This is a genomic window from Polyangium sp. 15x6 (assembly GCF_029960785.1).
GTDB lineage: Bacteria > Myxococcota_A > Polyangia > Polyangiales > Polyangiaceae > Polyangium.
On the sequence record NZ_JASBQE010000036.1, the window covers coordinates 13,878 to 29,415 of the forward strand.

The window sequence follows — 15,538 nt, forward strand, 5'->3', positions numbered from 1 at the left end:
CGTCAAGGCTCGGCCGCAGGGAAAACCTCGTCGGCCGCGCGCGAGAATGCCGAAAGCGCGCTCGGCCCGAACAGCACCATCTTCACGACGGGCGGCGCTCCGTGGGCGCGCAGATCATCACGCACCGCCGTGAGCGTCACGCGGGCGGCCGCGTCGAGCGGATAGCCGTAAATACCCGTGCTGATCGCGGGGAATGCGATGGACGACAGACCATGCTCGCGGCAAAGGCGCAGCGCCTCGGTGTAACAGCTCGCGAGGAGCCCGGGCGCGCGTGCTCCCTCGCGCTCGTAGACCGGGCCGACGCAGTGAATCACGTGCCTCGCGCGCAGGCGGAAGCCGGGCGTGATCACGGCCCCGCCGGTCCGCAAAACGCCTCCGGGCAGGGATTTCTTCACCTCGCGACATGCCGCGACGAGCTCCGGGCCCGCGGCCCGATGAATGGCGCCGTCCACGCCGCCGCCGCCGAGGAGCCCTGCATTCGCGGCATTGGCAATGGCGTCGACGTCCTCGGTCGTGATGTCACCTTCCACCAGGGAGACTCTGCAAGGACCCACGGCGAACTCGCGCGGCATATGTCGCTCCTCGTTTCGGGGCGCGTACGATACGGCAGGAGGGTTCTCCTTGCATCCCGGGGCAGGGCCCTCCGAGGAGGCGGCCCGGAACACAGGCGAAAGGCGGCCGCTCGTCCGGCCGCTACGTTCCTCTCCTGTGCTAGGGTGCGCGCGATGTCGAGCGCCCCGTCGCCTTTGACCCCGAAACCCACGCGTTTCCTCGACGCCGTTCGTCGCGGCGTGCTCGTCATCGACGGGGGCATGGGCACCCAGATCTACGAGCGCGGCGTCCTCTTCAACGTCAACTACGAAGAGCTCGTCGTCTCGCGCCCCGAGCTCGTCCTCCGCATCCACGAAGACTACGTGCGCGCCGGCGCCCAGGTCCTCGAGACCAACACCTTCGGCGCCAACCGCGTCCGGCTCGCCCGCCATGGCTACGCCGACCGCGTCCGCGAGCTCAACGTCGCCGCCGTTCAGCTCGCCCGCAAAGCCGTGGGCGACCGCGGCTACGTCGCCGGCGCGATCGGGCCGAGCGGCCTCGTGCTCGCCGCCTTCGGCGAGGATGACCGCGCCCGCGTGCGTGACGCCTTCCGCGAGCAGGCCGAAGCCCTCGCCGAGGGCGGCGCCGACCTCCTCCTCCTCGAGACGATGCGCCAGCCCGAGGAGCTCCTCCTCGCCATCGACGGCGTCCGCAAAGGCGTCGGCGACGCCTTGCCCATCGTCGCCAATGTCTCCGTCGACGCCGACCTCACCCTCTCCGACGGCACGCCCGTCGCCGACCTCGGCGCGCGCCTGCGCGACCTCGGCTGCAACGTCATCGGCGTCAATTGCTCCGACGGCCCGCAGGTCGTCCTCGCCGCGATCGAAAAACTCCTGCCGCTCGGCATTCCGCTCTCGGCCATCCCCAACGCCGGCATTCCCCGTCGCGTCGACGACCGCTTCATCTACGTCTCCACCCCCGAATACTTCGGCGTCTTCGCGCGGAGGCTCTGCAAGCTCGGCGTCCGGCTCATCGGCGGCTGTTGTGGCACGACGCCCGAGCACATCCGCCGCATGGCCGCCGCCGCGCGTATGGAGGCGAGCGCCGCCGCGGGCGCGTGTGAGGACCCGGGCCCCCTATGGGTCGGGGTCGCCGATAGCAGCATTCCCCCCGAGCCGCCCGTCCTGGTGATCGGCCAGCGGCCCGTCGCCACGGCGGAAAAGAGCAAACTCGCGTCCAAGATTGGCCAGAAGTTCGTCGTCTCCGTCGAGGTGAACCCGCCCGTCGGCGTCGACCCCACCTCGGCCATCCAGGCCGCGAAGATGCTTGTCACGGGGGGCGTCGACATCATCAACATTGCGGACGGCGCGCGCGCGCAGGCGCGCATGTCGAACCTCGCGCTCGCCGTGCGTATGCAGGAGGAGCTCGGCGTCGAGACGCTCCTGCACGTCTGCGGCCGGGATCGGAACCTGCTCGGGCAGGTCGCGCACCTCCTCGGCGCCCACGCGCTCGGCATCCGGAACCTCGTCGTCATCACCGGCGATCCCCCGAAGATGGGCGATTTTCCCGACGCCACGGCCGTCTACGACCTCGACTCGATCGGCATCCTCCGCCTCGCCTCACGCCTCAATGCCGGCATCGATCCCGGCGGCAAACCGCTCGGCGGCGTGACCTCGTTCTTCTGCGCGACCGGCGCCGAGCCCGCGGCTTTGAATTACGAGCGCGAAATGGAGCGCCTCAAGCTGAAGAAACGCGCCGGGGCCGAATTGATCATGACGCAGCCGGTCTACGACCCGGCCGTGCTCGATCGATTCCTGAAAGACGCCGAGCCCCTGGGCCTGCCCGTCCTCGTCGGCATTCTGCCGCTCGCGAGCCACAAGAATGCCGAGTTCCTGCACAACGAGGTCCCCGGCATGCAGATCCCGAGGGACGTGCGCGACCGCATGCAACGCGCCGGCAGCGGCCCCGCCGCGCGCAAGGAGGGCGTCGCCATTGCCCGGGAGATGCTCGCGGCGGTGCGGAATCGCGTCGCGGGCGCCTACATCATGCCGCCGCTCGGCCGGTACGAGCTCGCGCTCGAGGTGATGGACGGGATCGTGTGACGCCTCGACGCGCCGGGCTTTGCCTCGCCATGGCCTGGCTTGCCCTCGCGGGGTGTCGAGGCGCGTCTTGCGGGGCCCCTCGTGAAGAGGTGACGATCACACCCGCGCCGGATCCGCCGAAACGTATCGAGACCGTCGTGCTCACCCTGGAGGGCGCGTGGGTGACGGACCTCGTCGTGCTGGGCGAGAATGACCTCCTCGTCGGAGGGCGGTTCTTTCGCCAGGCGCGCATCGGCGATCGCACCGTGCGCGCCGATCCCACCGAGGATCCCCCGCAGGTCCACGTTTTTCTCGCGCACGTGGTCGATGGCCAGGTCCAATGGGCGCGCGTCTTCCCCGCGATGGACCTCGCGCTCGCACGGTCTTCCGACGGAATCCCCTGGGCGGTGCTCGCGTACGAGCGTCCGATCGAGCTCGGCCCTCATCGGTACGTGCCGCGGGGCAAGGCGACCGACGTTGATGATTGGAAGACGCCGCTGGATCTGCTCCTTTGGCGTATCGATCCGGCGGGCGAACCGGTCGCCGCCATGGCGCTCGCCTCCCAGAGGGTGGACCCGTGGCCTCTCGCGGGACTCTCCATTTCGCCCGAGGGCTCCCCCGTCGTCCTCGCCATGTTCGGTGTCCCCGCGCCTCCGATTCACACGGGCCATCACCCCGCCGTCGTCGCCTCCTTCGAAAAGGAAAGCGCGAGGCACCTCCGGTCGATCGAGCTCCCCGAGGTCTTTCGTCCCGAAAGGCTTTCGATCGATGGCTCGGGCAACCTCGTGGTCGCAGGCAGAGCGGGTGAATCGTACTCCGAACGCAAGAGGGTGCTCTTGCGCATCTCCCCCGAGGGCAGACGCCTCGCGCAGACCGAGCTCGGCGACGATGACGTATTGGCCCTCGCGTGTCACCCCGATGGCCGTGCGGTCGCCATCGTGGGCCCGTCGCATTACGTGGTCATGTCCAAGCATTCGAGCGCAGGTGAGACGCGGCTCCTGGAGGTCGCGATCGACGGACGCATCACGGCCTCCCAGTCCCTCGGTTCCGCGGTCGACGTCATCGATCTATCCGTGCTGCCCAGTGGGGATGTCGTCCTCTTCGGCACGAGCATCGAGAACGCCGAAGATTGGCGAGACTGGATCGAAATACGCGGTTCGAACGGCGAACGCCGCTGGTCGCGAATCAGCACGGAAGCGTCGGAGGCGCACGCGTTCGCGATGGAGTCGGGGGGCACGATCTGGATCGCCGCGCGCGAGGCCGGTCAGCACATCCCCTTCGAACAACGGAAGGTGACCGTGCGACGCATCGGCACGGAGTGACGATTCTAGAAGTCATCTCATAAACCCCCCAAGAGTCTCCTGAGGAACAGGACGACGCATCCGAGGTGAACGAAGCCGAGGAAGTTTTCGGCGTGGCGCTCGTAGCGTACCAAGATGCGGCGGAAGCTCTGGAGCCAGGCGAAGAGGCGCTCTACCTTCCAGCGGCGCTTGTATCGGCGTAGGGGGCGGAGGTCCTGCGTGAGGCGCTTGCGATTCGAGCGATTGGGCGCGATTAGCTCGATCCCCCGCTCCTCCGCGAGCCGCGCGTCGAGCGCGTCGCTGTCGTAGGCCTTGTCGCCGATGAGACGCTTGGGGAACTGGGCGAGGAAGCAGTTATCGAGGGTTCGCTCGACGAGCGTGACTTCATGCGGCGAAGCACTTTCGATGCAGACGGCGAGAGGAAGACCAGAGCCGTCTGCAATGGCCATGATCTTGGTCCCCTTGCCACGCTTCGTTTTTCCAACGCATCGCCCCCCTTTTTGGCGCTCACGAACGTGCCGTCGATGAACGCTTCGCTCAAGTCGATCTGCCCTCGGTCACGTAAGTCCCCGGCCAAGGCGTAGAGGATCCGTTCGAGCGTCCCGTCCTTCGACCACTGCTGGAATCGCCGATGGCATGTTTGGTAGGGCGGATATCTCTCGGGCAAGTCGGCCCATCGAGCGCCGGTGCGCATGATCCATAGGATGCCGTTGAGTATCTCGCGCGCATCCCTCCACGGCCTGCCACGGCGATCGGCGCGTACGCGCGGAGCAGGAATAAGCGGCTCGAGTAGCGCCCACTGAGGGTCTGTCAGGTCCACACCTGCATATGTCGCCAGCAATCGAAATGTACCGACGGCTGGAACGATGCTCGTTAGATTGATCCTACAAAGTAGGATGTTGGAGCAGATGGACCCACTCGACGGTTTATGAGATGACTTCTACTTGCGCGGGGAGAGCCGTGAATCTTCACGAGGAAGCCGCCCCCGCGCAATCGCGGCGTCACGGTCCGGAGCGAATCAAACCTGCCAAGGCATTCTGCTCATCGAGTAAAAATCCGCAATAACGACGTTGTCGAGGCGACGACGTTCGGATACAGCTCCATTCCGGGCTCAACCCACAGGAGGAATGTATGTCGAGTACTCGGTGGCGTTTCATGGCATCGGTTTCGGACAAGTCGATTTACGTGGCGGCTTCGTCGGATGGGAGTGACTGGGGCGGCTCCGCGCTCATTTTCGAGCACTGGGAGACGCCGCTTCCGCCCGCCCTGACCGCGTTCCAGGGCCGCCTCTTCATGGCCCTCATCGGCCTCACCGGTCCTATTTACATGACCTCGTCCGGGAACGGTGCTTCGTGGACTGATCCCACGTCGTTGTTCGACAGCTGGCAGACCAAGCAAGCTCCCGCGTTGGCGGTCCACGGGGACCAGCTGTATCTGGGCCTCGTCGGCCTCGCGGGCGGGATCTACATCGCCACTTCCTCCGACGGGACCCGCTTCAGCGAGCCCCGGCGCCTCTTCGGAGACTGGGAGACGTCCCGCGGGCTGACCCTCGCGTCCTTCAACGGCAAGCTGTACATGGCCTTCCTCGGAAAGAGCGGGCAGGTGTACCTTTCCTCGTCGACGGACGGTCTCAACTGGGATCCGCCTGCGATGCCTTTCGGTACGTGGGTGAGCCCCGCCAGGATCGGCCTCGCGGCTTTCAAAGAGAAACTGTACATGGGTCTCGTCGGGGAGAGCAGGCACATGTACCTGGCCTCGTCCGAGGACGGCGAGCACTGGAGCGCTCCCGAGCCCTTCATGAGCTCCTGGCAGACCTACGAGGCCCTGAACCTCGCCGCGGTCGGCGACGTGCTGCAAGTCACGCTCGTCGGCATCGAGCTGGGTGTCTACGTCGTGACCAGCCAGGATGGCTCGAAATTCAGCTCGCCCCAGGCGCTCTTCGGGGATTGGAAGGTCGGTCAACCGGTCAGCGTCACCGACATCTCCCTCCCCGATCCGACGGCTGATCAAATCAAGAAGACACAGTCCAACCTGTCGAACATGGTGCGGTTCAACAGGGACCTGGAGACCCCCGGCGCGCTCAAAATCACGAACGCGTTCACGCTGGTCTCGATCAAGGACAACAGCGATCCCGGGCTCAACCTCGTGGTGGAGCTCTTCATCCGCACGTTCGAGGCGGTCGCCGGTGAGCTCGGTCCGGTGGGCGCCATCGGCGGAGCCGTGATCGGTGGTCTCGTGCGTTACTGGCTCGCCGACCCCCCGCAGGACTTGCGAGCGCAGTTCGCGGATTACATCACGCGATTCGACAAGACCACGAGGGCCGTGAGCTTGCAGCTCGCGACCTATCACGACGACGTGAAGAAGTACTGGCACGCTCCGTTCTACTTCGACGGCGGGCTTCATTCGCTGAGCGACCTGGCGACCATCGACTTCCCGCAACCGGCTACGCGGGACTACCAGCTCCTGCAGGACGCGGCGGTCCTGGAGCTCGATCGGAGCGTCTGGCGCCAGGTGCTCGTGGCGAATGACGTGGTCACGCAGTGGATCACGAACTCGCCGATCATCATCGGTGAAGATCCGGATCATCCGCCCGTCGAGTGGGCACAGGAGGTCATCAAGCGCAACCCGGCGTACAACATCACCTGGACATGGTCGGACGGCGATTGCTGCGGCTCGTACAAGGGGTGGGTGATTACCGAATACAACGTGGGAAGAGGGGCTGGGCCGTTCGATGATGGCTCGCTCAGCGCGGCCGCGTGCCATTACCTGTTCAAGGACAGCACGCCGGGGACCATCATCAACAGCGATGCCATTTACGAACGCAACACGGTGTTTTTCAAGCTCGGCCTCGAGCAGAAGGCAGCCCCCGTCGGAGCGGCTCCTCGCGGGGAGGTCAAGCTCTCCGTGGCCTATCTGCGCGCGGCAAAGAAGGGGCAGACCCTCGCCCGGCTGATCGAGGCCGAGGGGCGGCAAGCGGTGGAGCGGCGGATCATCGAAAAGGCGCAGTCCGATTCCATCTTCGCCGCGGAGCTCCGGATACGGCCGCGCCAGGCGCTGGAGGAGTTCCTCGGCGTGAAGATCCCCGAGACCATCCAGCTCTCGATCCTGGTCGAGAGCGGCCCCGTCTTCGGGCTCGTGATCCCGCGGCAGCTCCCGCAAAAAGCCAAAGCCTGAGAGGGTGTTCCACAGGCATCCGGACCTCACCCACCCCAACCCTCCCTCTCCACGCGGTGGAAAGGGAGGGAGTTTCCGGCTCGGTTCCGTGCCTTTCGCCCCCTCTCCGCCGCGCGGAGAGGGGGTTGGGGGGTGAGGCTCCGGAACCGACGTCGCCTCGCGCGCTCAGGCTGGCTCGAGATGCAAGAAACCAACGCGGGCGCGTCCGAGCCCCACGTGGAGGCTGGCCCACGCGTCAGTACCGCGACGGAATCCAGCGCCCACGTGCGATGGGAAGGTGCCACCCGGGGTCTTTCTCGGTTCCCCGGTATACCATGAATCGTTCACACTCGTATTCGCCGGCGATGTTCCTGCAAAACACGGCCACCTGCTTCCGGCGGTCCCCGGTCAGATCGACGACGGTGAACGGCTTCCACATGGATTCGCTGCCGTCCTGCTTTGGCGCGACATTCTCCGCGATCCAATTCTTTTCGAGTCGGACAGCGTTCGTTGCGTCCGACGCGCGAACTGCAACGAGCCCGAACGGGATGGGCCATTTCAGCGCGCAGCCTTCCAGGTCCCATATGGTGTCGGAGAACTCGTTGCTGACCGTCGCGCGACACGCCACACCTTGTTTGTCGACGATCAGCATAGCCTCGCCGAGCGAGAGGGCTCGGGCGCTGAAGGCTGTGCTCGATCCGATCCGGAGCGTCCCTGGCGAAACCGGCGAAACGAGGAACAGTTCGACGCCCTCCATCTCCACGCCGTGCTTCTCGGAGACACGATACAACTGGTACTTGCCACACCCTTCCGCGCCATAGAACTCGAAGTCGCCGTCCTTGTGAAGCCCTCGGACGTACACTTGCTGCGCGGAGCAGCGCAGGTCCGTCGCCGCGACCATCCGTATCCGGGACTCGACATCGTCGCCGGCACGGGACGCATCGGGCTCTGGGGCCACGGCCGGCTCTGGGGTCCTCGGGACCCTCGTGCATTCGGTATCCTTGCCCGACAGGGTTTTCCCTTTCATCTCGCCGAAGGGGAGGGGCGGTTCTCTCGGGTGGCTACAACCAAGGGCGAACGCCATGGTCAGGGCGGGGAGCACCAGCGACTTCATTGGGACCCTGTTCGTTGCGGTAGGGTGACGATGGGAGCGTGGGTGGGACGCGCGCGTCCCGTCGTCCTTGGGCGATGCTCGCGCATCCCGAGCGAGGCTGCCATGCAACATCGTCGCTCGATTCCGCGGGCAAGGTCCGGGACCTCGTCGGCCTGATCCGACGACCTCGTGGAGAAGGTCGGCGAAGTCGTCGAGACGGTCGGCGAAGTCGTCGAGACGGTCGGCGACCTCGTCGGTTGGTCCAACGACCTCGTCGAGACGGTCGGCGACGTCGTCGAGAAGGTCGGCGAAGTCGTCGACCTGGTACGACGACCTCGTGGAGAAGGTCGGCGACCTCGTCGAGACGGTCGGCGACCTCGTCGGTTGGTCCAACGACCTCGTCGAGACGGTCGGCGAAGTCGTCGACCTGGTACGACGACTTCATCCAGAAGGTCGACGACGTCGTCGAGAAGGTCGGCGAAGTCGTCGTCCTGGTACGACGATCTCGTCGAGCTGGTCCGACGACCTCGTCCACGAGCGCGACGGGAAAGCCCCGCCTATCGGCGGCTCGAATGTGCGGGACGACGGGCCCTCGTGGCATGGCCCCTGCGGAGGGCCGCACCCCGGGAGGAACCTGATGATCCGACGTACCCACGCAGCACACGCCGCCGCGACCCTTCTTGCTCTAGCTTCCTTCCCTGCTTGCGGCGGCAAGGACGACGGCGCAGGCGGCCCGCCATCGTCGAACCCTCCGGGCCCCTCGGAGAGCGGCGCCGTGTCCGTCCACGCGAACGACCTCTGGATCGGAGAAAACGCCTCCGTCGAGGCCCCCCGAGACCTCCGCGCGATCCCCATCGAGGCCCTCGTCCCCATGGGCGGCGGGCAGTGGCGGACGTTCGAAGGCGTGGGCAAGGCGGATGGCTCGGTCGTCATCCCCGGCGTCCCCGAGGGCCCCTATGTCCTCCACGTGGGCCCGTTCGAATACATTTACACCTCGGCCAGGGTCGTCGACCTCGGCGCCGCAATCGCCGGGCGCAAGGATGCACAGCGCGCGACGGTCGCGACCAAGCTCACCCTGGACATCACGAACCTCGATCCTTGGAAGGCCGGTGATGACATTCAATTGTTCGTCCCCAACAGCGCTGCAGGGCAGAGGCTGTTCGGCTCGGCCTCCGATAACTGGCCTGCGATAGGCGACACCAAGCTCGACAGGCTCACCGTGAACTGGTCGGCCTTCGCCTGGGGCAGCCTCATCGAAGCGGGCAAGGGGGATGTCCTCACGGTCTCCCAGCTCTCGCAGCAGACGGGCGCTTCCAGCGTGCCTTACAGCATCGTCACGCGATTCGCGAGCTTCGACGACATCACGCAGACCGACGGGAGTACCGTCTCGAAGAGCGGTGCGTTCACCAGCGTCCCGTCGAACCTGAGCGTCTCGCTCGATGTCCAGACGACGAAATTCACGAGCCACGTCGCAGCGGTGAACCCGAAGGCCGTCGACCTGGGCACCTTCGTCGAGATCCGCACGCGGCCCGGCAACACGCACGCCCCCGCCGGCTCTTCCGCGTCGCTTCTTCTCCTCAACCTCGCCCCCGGATCCGCCGACGTGAACCTGGGCGCGATCCCCTATGGAAACCCGTATCCCGCGGCCTGGGGGAGCTCCGTGTACGTCTCCCACGTCGTCGACGTGGCCTATACCGCGCCCGGCGTGGCGACCCCGTGGAGCGACTTCGGTATCATCATGTTCAGCCGTGATGTCGCGAGCGTCAGCGGGAAGCCCATCGAGCCGCCTTTGAGCCCGGTCCAGGACCTCGAGGTCAACGGGAAAAGCGCGTTCAGCGACCAGACGGGCGTCACCCGGACACCACGCTTGAGCTGGAAGGCGCCAGCCGTCGGGACGCCGACGTACTACTCGATCGCGGTCTTGAAGACCGCCGGGAACCCGTTCGGGACGATTGTCGCGATGCTGCACACGAAGGACACGAAGATCGATCTGCCGCCGCGCATCCTCGATGACGCGAGCGCCTTCTATGTCCGTGTCCAGGCCCATGCGGCGGCTGTCGACATCACGACCCACCCGTACGCCTACCCCGCAGAATTCGCGCGGGCAGACGTCTTGTCGAACATCCTCGTACCCTGACGCCGCACGCAGGAGCACTCGGGCCGGGCGGCGCCGCCGCCTCCCGTTCCCTGCTACCCTCCACCGCTTGAACCCCGCTCCGCCCTCCGGCGACCCCTCCGTCCTCCTCGCCGCGCGCCTCTGCAAGGTCGTCCCCGCCCTCGCCGACCTCGCCATGCGCAGCGCCCTCGTCCTGCGCACCCTCGAGGACGCCGGCCCCTCCGCCGCTGCCCGCGCCCTCGACGACATCACCTCCCGCGCTGAACAGACCGACCCCGCCGCCCGCGAAGTCATCGCCGCCCTCCTCCCCGTCCTCGGCGAACCCGCCCACGCCGCCTTCGTCGGCGCCCTCCGCGCCGTCGCCAAGGACGCCTCCCTCCTCGCCCTCTCCCGCCTCCTCCGCCGCAGGGCCAAACACGCCGAACCCCGCCCCACCTCGCCCATCGAACACCGCGGCATCGCCCTCGAACCCGGCGGCCGGCCCCTCTCGCTCGGCGAGCGCCGTGCCCTCGCGCGCCGGCCTTCCCGCGCGATCCTCGACAAACTCCTCGCCGACCCGCATCCCCGCGTCATCGAGAACCTCCTCGCCAATCCGCGCCTCACCGAGGACGACGTCGTCCGGATCGCCGCCAAGCGCCCTCAAAAGCCCGAAATCGCCTCCGAGCTCGCTCGCTCCGCGCGCTGGATGGCCCGCGCCCGCGTGCGCATGGCGTTCGTCTTGAACCCCGGCACGCCCCCCGAGCTCTCCGTCCCCGTCCTCTCGCAGCTCCTCCGCCACGAGCTCGTCGAGGTCGCCGACGCCACCCAGGTCCCGGCTGTCCTGCGCTCCGCCGCCCTCGAGCTCCTCGCCCGCCGCCCGCCGCTGCCGCCCGATCCGAACGGCGGCGCCTCGATGCAATGACCTGGTAAGCCGCGTGCCCGTTGGTTTACCCTCCCCGAATGGAGGTCGTTTCCCTCTCCCCGCTGCCGGTCGCCTCGATGATCTGGCAGTCCGGGCCCGGCGCCTGGACCCTCACCTTCGTCGCCAAGGCGACGTGCCAGATCCAGCCCGGAAAATCGCCCCTCGCCGCGGCCCAGGAGCCCGTGCACGAGGAGGACTCCCACTGGGACGACGACGACGCCCGTAGCCTCTTCGCCCCGAGCGACCTCGCCCCCCTCAAGCCGCGCGTCGACATCACCCTCGTCGGCTCCGCGTTCGCGCCGCAAGCACAGCCCGTTCGCTCCCTCTTCGCGCGCCTCATCGTCGGCGACCTCGACAAATCGATCGAGGTCCACCAGGACCGCACATTCACCGCCGACGGCGCCCTCGTCGAGGGCCCGCGTTTTTCCCGCATGTCCCTCGCGTACGAGCGCGCCGCCGGCGGGCCCGACTCCACGAACCCCGTCGGCGTCCGGACCGACGTCCGCGACTCCTTCGGCCGCACGAAACTGCCGAACCTCCAGCCCCCCGGCCTCCTCGTCAGCTCCTCCAGCATTGCCATTGCGCCCGTCGGCTTCGGCCCGGTCGCGCCGAGCTGGCCGCTCCGATATGGAAAGCTCGGTCGTCATGCCGCGACCTTCACTCCGCATTCGCTCATCGCGGCCCCATTGCCCGACGACCTCGATCGTTCGTTCTTCAATGTCGCGCCCGGCGACCAGCAGATCGGCGAACTCGCCGAGGACGCGCGAATCGTCCTCGAAAACATGCACCCGCAGATCCCCCGCCTCGTGACGAACCTGCCGGGCCTCCGCCCGCGCGCCGTGCTCGAAGGCCGGGGCGGCTCGCACGCCCTCTCCTTGCTTTGCGATACGCTGTGGATCGACACCGATCGCCAGCTCGCGACGCTCACCTTCCGCGGACGTATTCAGCTCGAACGCCTCGAAGAGCCGGGCCGGATCGTGATCACGCTCGAGGAGGCCACGACCGTCGTCGCCGCCGTGCCCGCCGTCCCCGGGAGGCCGGTCAATCCGGATCCCGCCATTCCCCCGCCGCCCAAGCCGCGCGCCACGACGATGACGATGATCACGCCCGACGACGAGGGCATCGACACCGTCATTCCCACGGATCCGTCGCGCACGAAAGGCGCGCTCCCGTTCGTCAGGGCCGCGACCGGGCACAACATCGTCGACGAACGCACGACGCAATCGGGCGGTCTCCCGTTCGCCACCCCGAACGCGCCGCCGGCGCAGGCCCGGGCGATCTGGGACGAGCGGACCACGCCGTCGGGCGGGCTGCCCTTCGCCAAGTCAAACCAATCCGCGAATCCCTGGCCCAAGACGACGCCCGTGCCCGCCGCGCCCGTCGCGCCGCAGCCGCCGCAGCCGACGCAGCCGCCGCAGGTGCCTCCGGCGCGCAGCTCGTCGCCGTCCTGGAAAGCGGCTGCCATGCCCGGTCAGCCTCCCGCGGCGCCGCCGCCGCCGCCCGTGGCTTCACCGTCGCCCGCGATGGCTCCGCCGCCGCCGCCCGTGCAGCCGCCGCCGCCCGTCGCGCGGTCCTCACAGCCGGGCGGCGCCCCTCGTCCTGCCGCCGACGATAGCGTGTGGGGCGCGGGCATCAGCCGCGGCGACGCCCCGGCCGGGCAATCGATTGGCCAGGTCGTCGTCGCAGCGGCCAGCGCCGCCGCGCAGGTCGCCCCGCAGGACGCGACCGCCGGCGTCCTCGGCGCCTCCAATGCCGCCGCGGGCCCCTCGAATGCGGGCCTCGCCGCGGGCAGACGCGACGACCTCCGCATTTCCCCCACCGCCTTCGGCGCGGGCGTCCGCCCCTCGGGCCGGCTCGACACGCGCGACGTCCTCCATTTGATCTGGTACAACCCCGAGAGCGTCGCGCGCATTTGCCGCGTCCCCGTCTGGCGCGCCATCCTCGACGAAATGGAGGACGAACCCGCCGACGAGACGCTGAACGATCCGGCCCCCACGAAGGATCCGATCGAGATCGAGGACACGCGCGACATCTTCGAGATCCTCTCCCGCGGCACCTCGCAGGACGTCGACCAGCTCGAAGCCGAGCTCGGCGCGGCCGTTCGACCGGGCAACAAGTTCGTCCCGTCCTTGCTCCTGCTCGCCGGCGAGCTCTCGTTCGTCTTCGACGAGCGCAAGACCCTCGAAGCCGCCGTGGCCGTGGCGACGCCGATCGCGGGCGCCGACGAGGGGCTGAAGACCGCGCTACGCGAGGCCCGCGAATTCCTCGCGACGCCCGATCAGCTCTGCCCCGCGCCAATCACCGAGGGATACACGGCGCGTATTCGCGAGGCGTACCAGCGCGGGCGCCGCGCCCTCGGCCCCGACGCGCTCGAGCTGCAAATGGAGCGCGCGCTCATCGAGGGCCGCCATTACCAGAAGCGCCAGGTCCTCGGCATGAACGCGATCCGCGCGCACCTCTACACGAGCACCGGCACCGGCGCGCGCCCCGCGCCCGTCTACCTGCCCGAGGACATCGCGAAAAAGCTCCCGCTCTTTCAAAAGTTCCGGGCGCGTCTGCTCGTCGAGCTCTATTTCCAGGAAGACCAGTACGAGCCGCACCCGGCCGCGCTCAAGGCGCTCGCCATCGGCCGGGTGCAATCGTCGCTCGATCGGCGCTGACGCGGGCAGGTCTCCTCAGTCGTCGTCTCTCTCGAAGATGAGCGTGCCCTGCCCATTGCCGTACACGATTCTCAGTTCATCTCCCACGAGCTCGAAGGTGTTGGCCAGCGCCAGCGCTCGGAGGTACCGGCCCTCCTGTTCCATCACGCCCTCGCACCACATTCTCGTGCTCCCCGCGGAGGACATCGAGAGCGTGTTCCCCTCGACCGTGTAGGAGGCGAAGTAGTAGTTGCAGGGGGCTCTGCCGGTCGCTTTCCCGTCCGCCTGGAACTCCAGCGTGACGTCGGTCCTCCCGGAAGGCTCCCACACCATCCTTCCCTCGATCATGGATTCGAGTTCCCATCGCGTATTCGTCAGGATGTTCGCCTCGTTCGCCGCCGCAGGGGCGACCATCGACAGGACGGGCAGCATCGCGAACAGGGATCGCAGAACGTAACCCATGGTGTACCTCCCGGGCGCGCCTGTGGACCGTCGACGCGAACCGTGCCTCGAAGCCGGAGCAATGCGTGCGCCCCGAGCGTGCCTGCGCGGATGTGCAATCCCTGCCCTTCGCGCGAACGGGCGAGCCGGCCGAGGAGCGCGCCGAGCGGCACGCCCGATGCTGTGGTCGCGCTGCAAAGCGACAGAGCGGCCAGGAGAGCGTGTGATGAAGTCATGGATCTCGGCGTGGCTGACCCTCGTGGGAATGGGCGGAAGCCTCCTCTCCATCGGAGGGGCCTTCGCCGCGGAGGAGCCGTCCTATTGTGCAGAGGCGCGGAGGCTCGAGGCGCAGGACGAAGCGGTCCGCTTGCAATGCGCCATGATCCCGCATCTTCGCGTGTGCACCACGACGGTGGCCGGGAAGGTGTATTCGGGTAGGGCGTACTTGTGCGAGAGTCCCCTGACACCGATCTATCAGGCTCTCTGCCGGGAGGGGGTCCCCAACCACGGCCCCCTGGAATTCACGTGCACCACAGGCGAGTTCGGAGACTGATGACGCAAACGGGTCCCCGGCTGCGGCTCACTCCTCGAAGCGCACGTGCAGGTGATTGTGGTGCCCTTCCCAGTACCGCACGCCGGTCATCTTCGAATCGTTGAACAGGATGAGCTTCAGGTTCGGCTCCGCGTGCAGCGCCTCCACGACGAGCTTCGTCCGCGCGTGGCTGTAATTCGGATCCGTGATCGTCACCGGCGCCCGGCGCCCGTCGGCGCGCACCGGCCGGATGTCCACGTCCGTGCCGCGCCGGTGCGAGCCGTGCGGCGCCATCTTGCCGCCCTGCTGGAAGCTGATGTCCCCGATTGCGATCTCGAACCCGTGCGGCCGCAGCACCGCGGCGACGTTCTTGATCGATTGAATCGTCGCGGGCGTCCCCCAGACCCGGTCCTGCGGCTCGTACAGATAAAAGTTGCCGTTCTCCCCCGAGAGCTGCACGAACGCCACGTTCGTCGCCTGGGGCTGATCGCCGAGCAGCATGCGCCAGGTTCGCCCGTGCGGATCGACGCGCCCGTCGGGCGATCCGAGCCGCACGACCGAGCGCTGGAACGAGAGGATCGCGCGCAGCGTCGCCTCGTCCATGATCCCGGTCTCGGGCACGGCGCCGATCGCCGATGCGATATGCGCGTTCTTGTTGAGCTGCTTCTGGACGAGGACGACGTCGTCGTGCGCGTTGCGCCCACCCTGGCCGACCGAACCCGTGAGACGATACATGCTCGTTTCTCCGCT

12 protein-coding genes are annotated in these 15,538 nt (G+C 67.7%); 7 read left to right on the forward strand and 5 right to left on the reverse strand.

Annotation, left to right across the window (positions count from 1 at the left end; genetic code table 11):
* Positions 1–2 precede the first annotated feature (2 nt).
* Entirely contained in the window at positions 3–572 is a 570-nt protein-coding gene (locus tag QHF83_RS25385; protein ID WP_282420511.1) for an O-acetyl-ADP-ribose deacetylase, read from the reverse strand.
* Between the two features lie 153 nt (positions 573–725).
* On the opposite strand from QHF83_RS25385, the gene QHF83_RS25390 reads away from it, so the two are divergent.
* Together QHF83_RS25390 and QHF83_RS25395 are read left to right on the forward strand one after the other, a co-directional pair.
* A complete protein-coding gene (locus QHF83_RS25390) occupies positions 726–2,633 on the forward strand; it encodes a bifunctional homocysteine S-methyltransferase/methylenetetrahydrofolate reductase (RefSeq protein ID WP_282420512.1) in 1,908 nt (635 codons plus the stop codon).
* 89 nt (positions 2,634–2,722) lie between these two features.
* Complete coding sequence (locus QHF83_RS25395; RefSeq protein ID WP_282420513.1) at positions 2,723–3,934, forward strand: hypothetical protein; 1,212 nt, start codon at positions 2,723–2,725, stop codon at positions 3,932–3,934.
* A gap of 17 nt (positions 3,935–3,951) precedes the next feature.
* On the opposite strand, the gene QHF83_RS25400 is transcribed toward QHF83_RS25395, so the two are convergent.
* Positions 3,952–4,733, reverse strand: a protein-coding gene (locus QHF83_RS25400; protein ID WP_282420514.1) for an IS5 family transposase whose coding sequence is annotated in 2 segments (ribosomal slippage) — positions 3,952–4,406 and positions 4,406–4,733 — 783 coding nt in all. Because the reading frame shifts where the segments join, the coding sequence is not laid out codon by codon here.
* A gap of 335 nt (positions 4,734–5,068) precedes the next feature.
* Between QHF83_RS25400 and QHF83_RS25405 the strand changes: the two genes are divergently transcribed.
* Complete coding sequence (locus QHF83_RS25405) at positions 5,069–7,087, forward strand: hypothetical protein (protein ID WP_282420515.1); 2,019 nt, start codon at positions 5,069–5,071, stop codon at positions 7,085–7,087.
* A gap of 235 nt (positions 7,088–7,322) precedes the next feature.
* On the opposite strand, the gene QHF83_RS25410 is transcribed toward QHF83_RS25405, so the two are convergent.
* On the reverse strand, positions 7,323–8,552 hold the full coding sequence (locus QHF83_RS25410; protein ID WP_282420516.1) for a hypothetical protein: 1,230 nt from the start codon (positions 8,550–8,552) through the stop codon (positions 7,323–7,325).
* Between the two features lie 244 nt (positions 8,553–8,796).
* Between QHF83_RS25410 and QHF83_RS25415 the strand changes: the two genes are divergently transcribed.
* The 3 genes from QHF83_RS25415 (at position 8,797) to QHF83_RS25425 (ending at position 13,836) form a co-directional block, all read left to right on the forward strand.
* Positions 8,797–10,296, forward strand: a complete 1,500-nt coding sequence (locus QHF83_RS25415; protein ID WP_282420517.1) for a hypothetical protein — start codon at positions 8,797–8,799, stop codon at positions 10,294–10,296.
* A 67-nt stretch (positions 10,297–10,363) separates the two neighbouring features.
* A complete protein-coding gene (locus QHF83_RS25420) occupies positions 10,364–11,176 on the forward strand; it encodes a hypothetical protein (RefSeq protein ID WP_282420518.1) in 813 nt (270 codons plus the stop codon).
* A gap of 38 nt (positions 11,177–11,214) precedes the next feature.
* Entirely contained in the window at positions 11,215–13,836 is a 2,622-nt protein-coding gene (locus QHF83_RS25425; RefSeq protein WP_282420519.1) for a DUF2169 domain-containing protein, read from the forward strand.
* 15 nt (positions 13,837–13,851) lie between these two features.
* On the opposite strand, the gene QHF83_RS25430 is transcribed toward QHF83_RS25425, so the two are convergent.
* A complete protein-coding gene (locus QHF83_RS25430; protein ID WP_282420520.1) occupies positions 13,852–14,277 on the reverse strand; it encodes an META domain-containing protein in 426 nt (141 codons plus the stop codon).
* A 205-nt stretch (positions 14,278–14,482) separates the two neighbouring features.
* Here QHF83_RS25430 and QHF83_RS25435 point away from each other — a divergent pair, with 205 nt between their 5' ends.
* Positions 14,483–14,809 (forward strand): hypothetical protein, encoded by a 327-nt coding sequence (locus tag QHF83_RS25435; protein WP_282420521.1) that lies wholly within the window; start codon positions 14,483–14,485, stop codon positions 14,807–14,809.
* 27 nt (positions 14,810–14,836) lie between these two features.
* On the opposite strand, the gene QHF83_RS25440 is transcribed toward QHF83_RS25435, so the two are convergent.
* Positions 14,837–15,523: a penicillin-insensitive murein endopeptidase gene (locus tag QHF83_RS25440; RefSeq protein ID WP_282420522.1), complete on the reverse strand. Its 687-nt coding sequence runs from the start codon at positions 15,521–15,523 to the stop codon at positions 14,837–14,839.
* Positions 15,524–15,538: the final 15 nt, after the last annotated feature.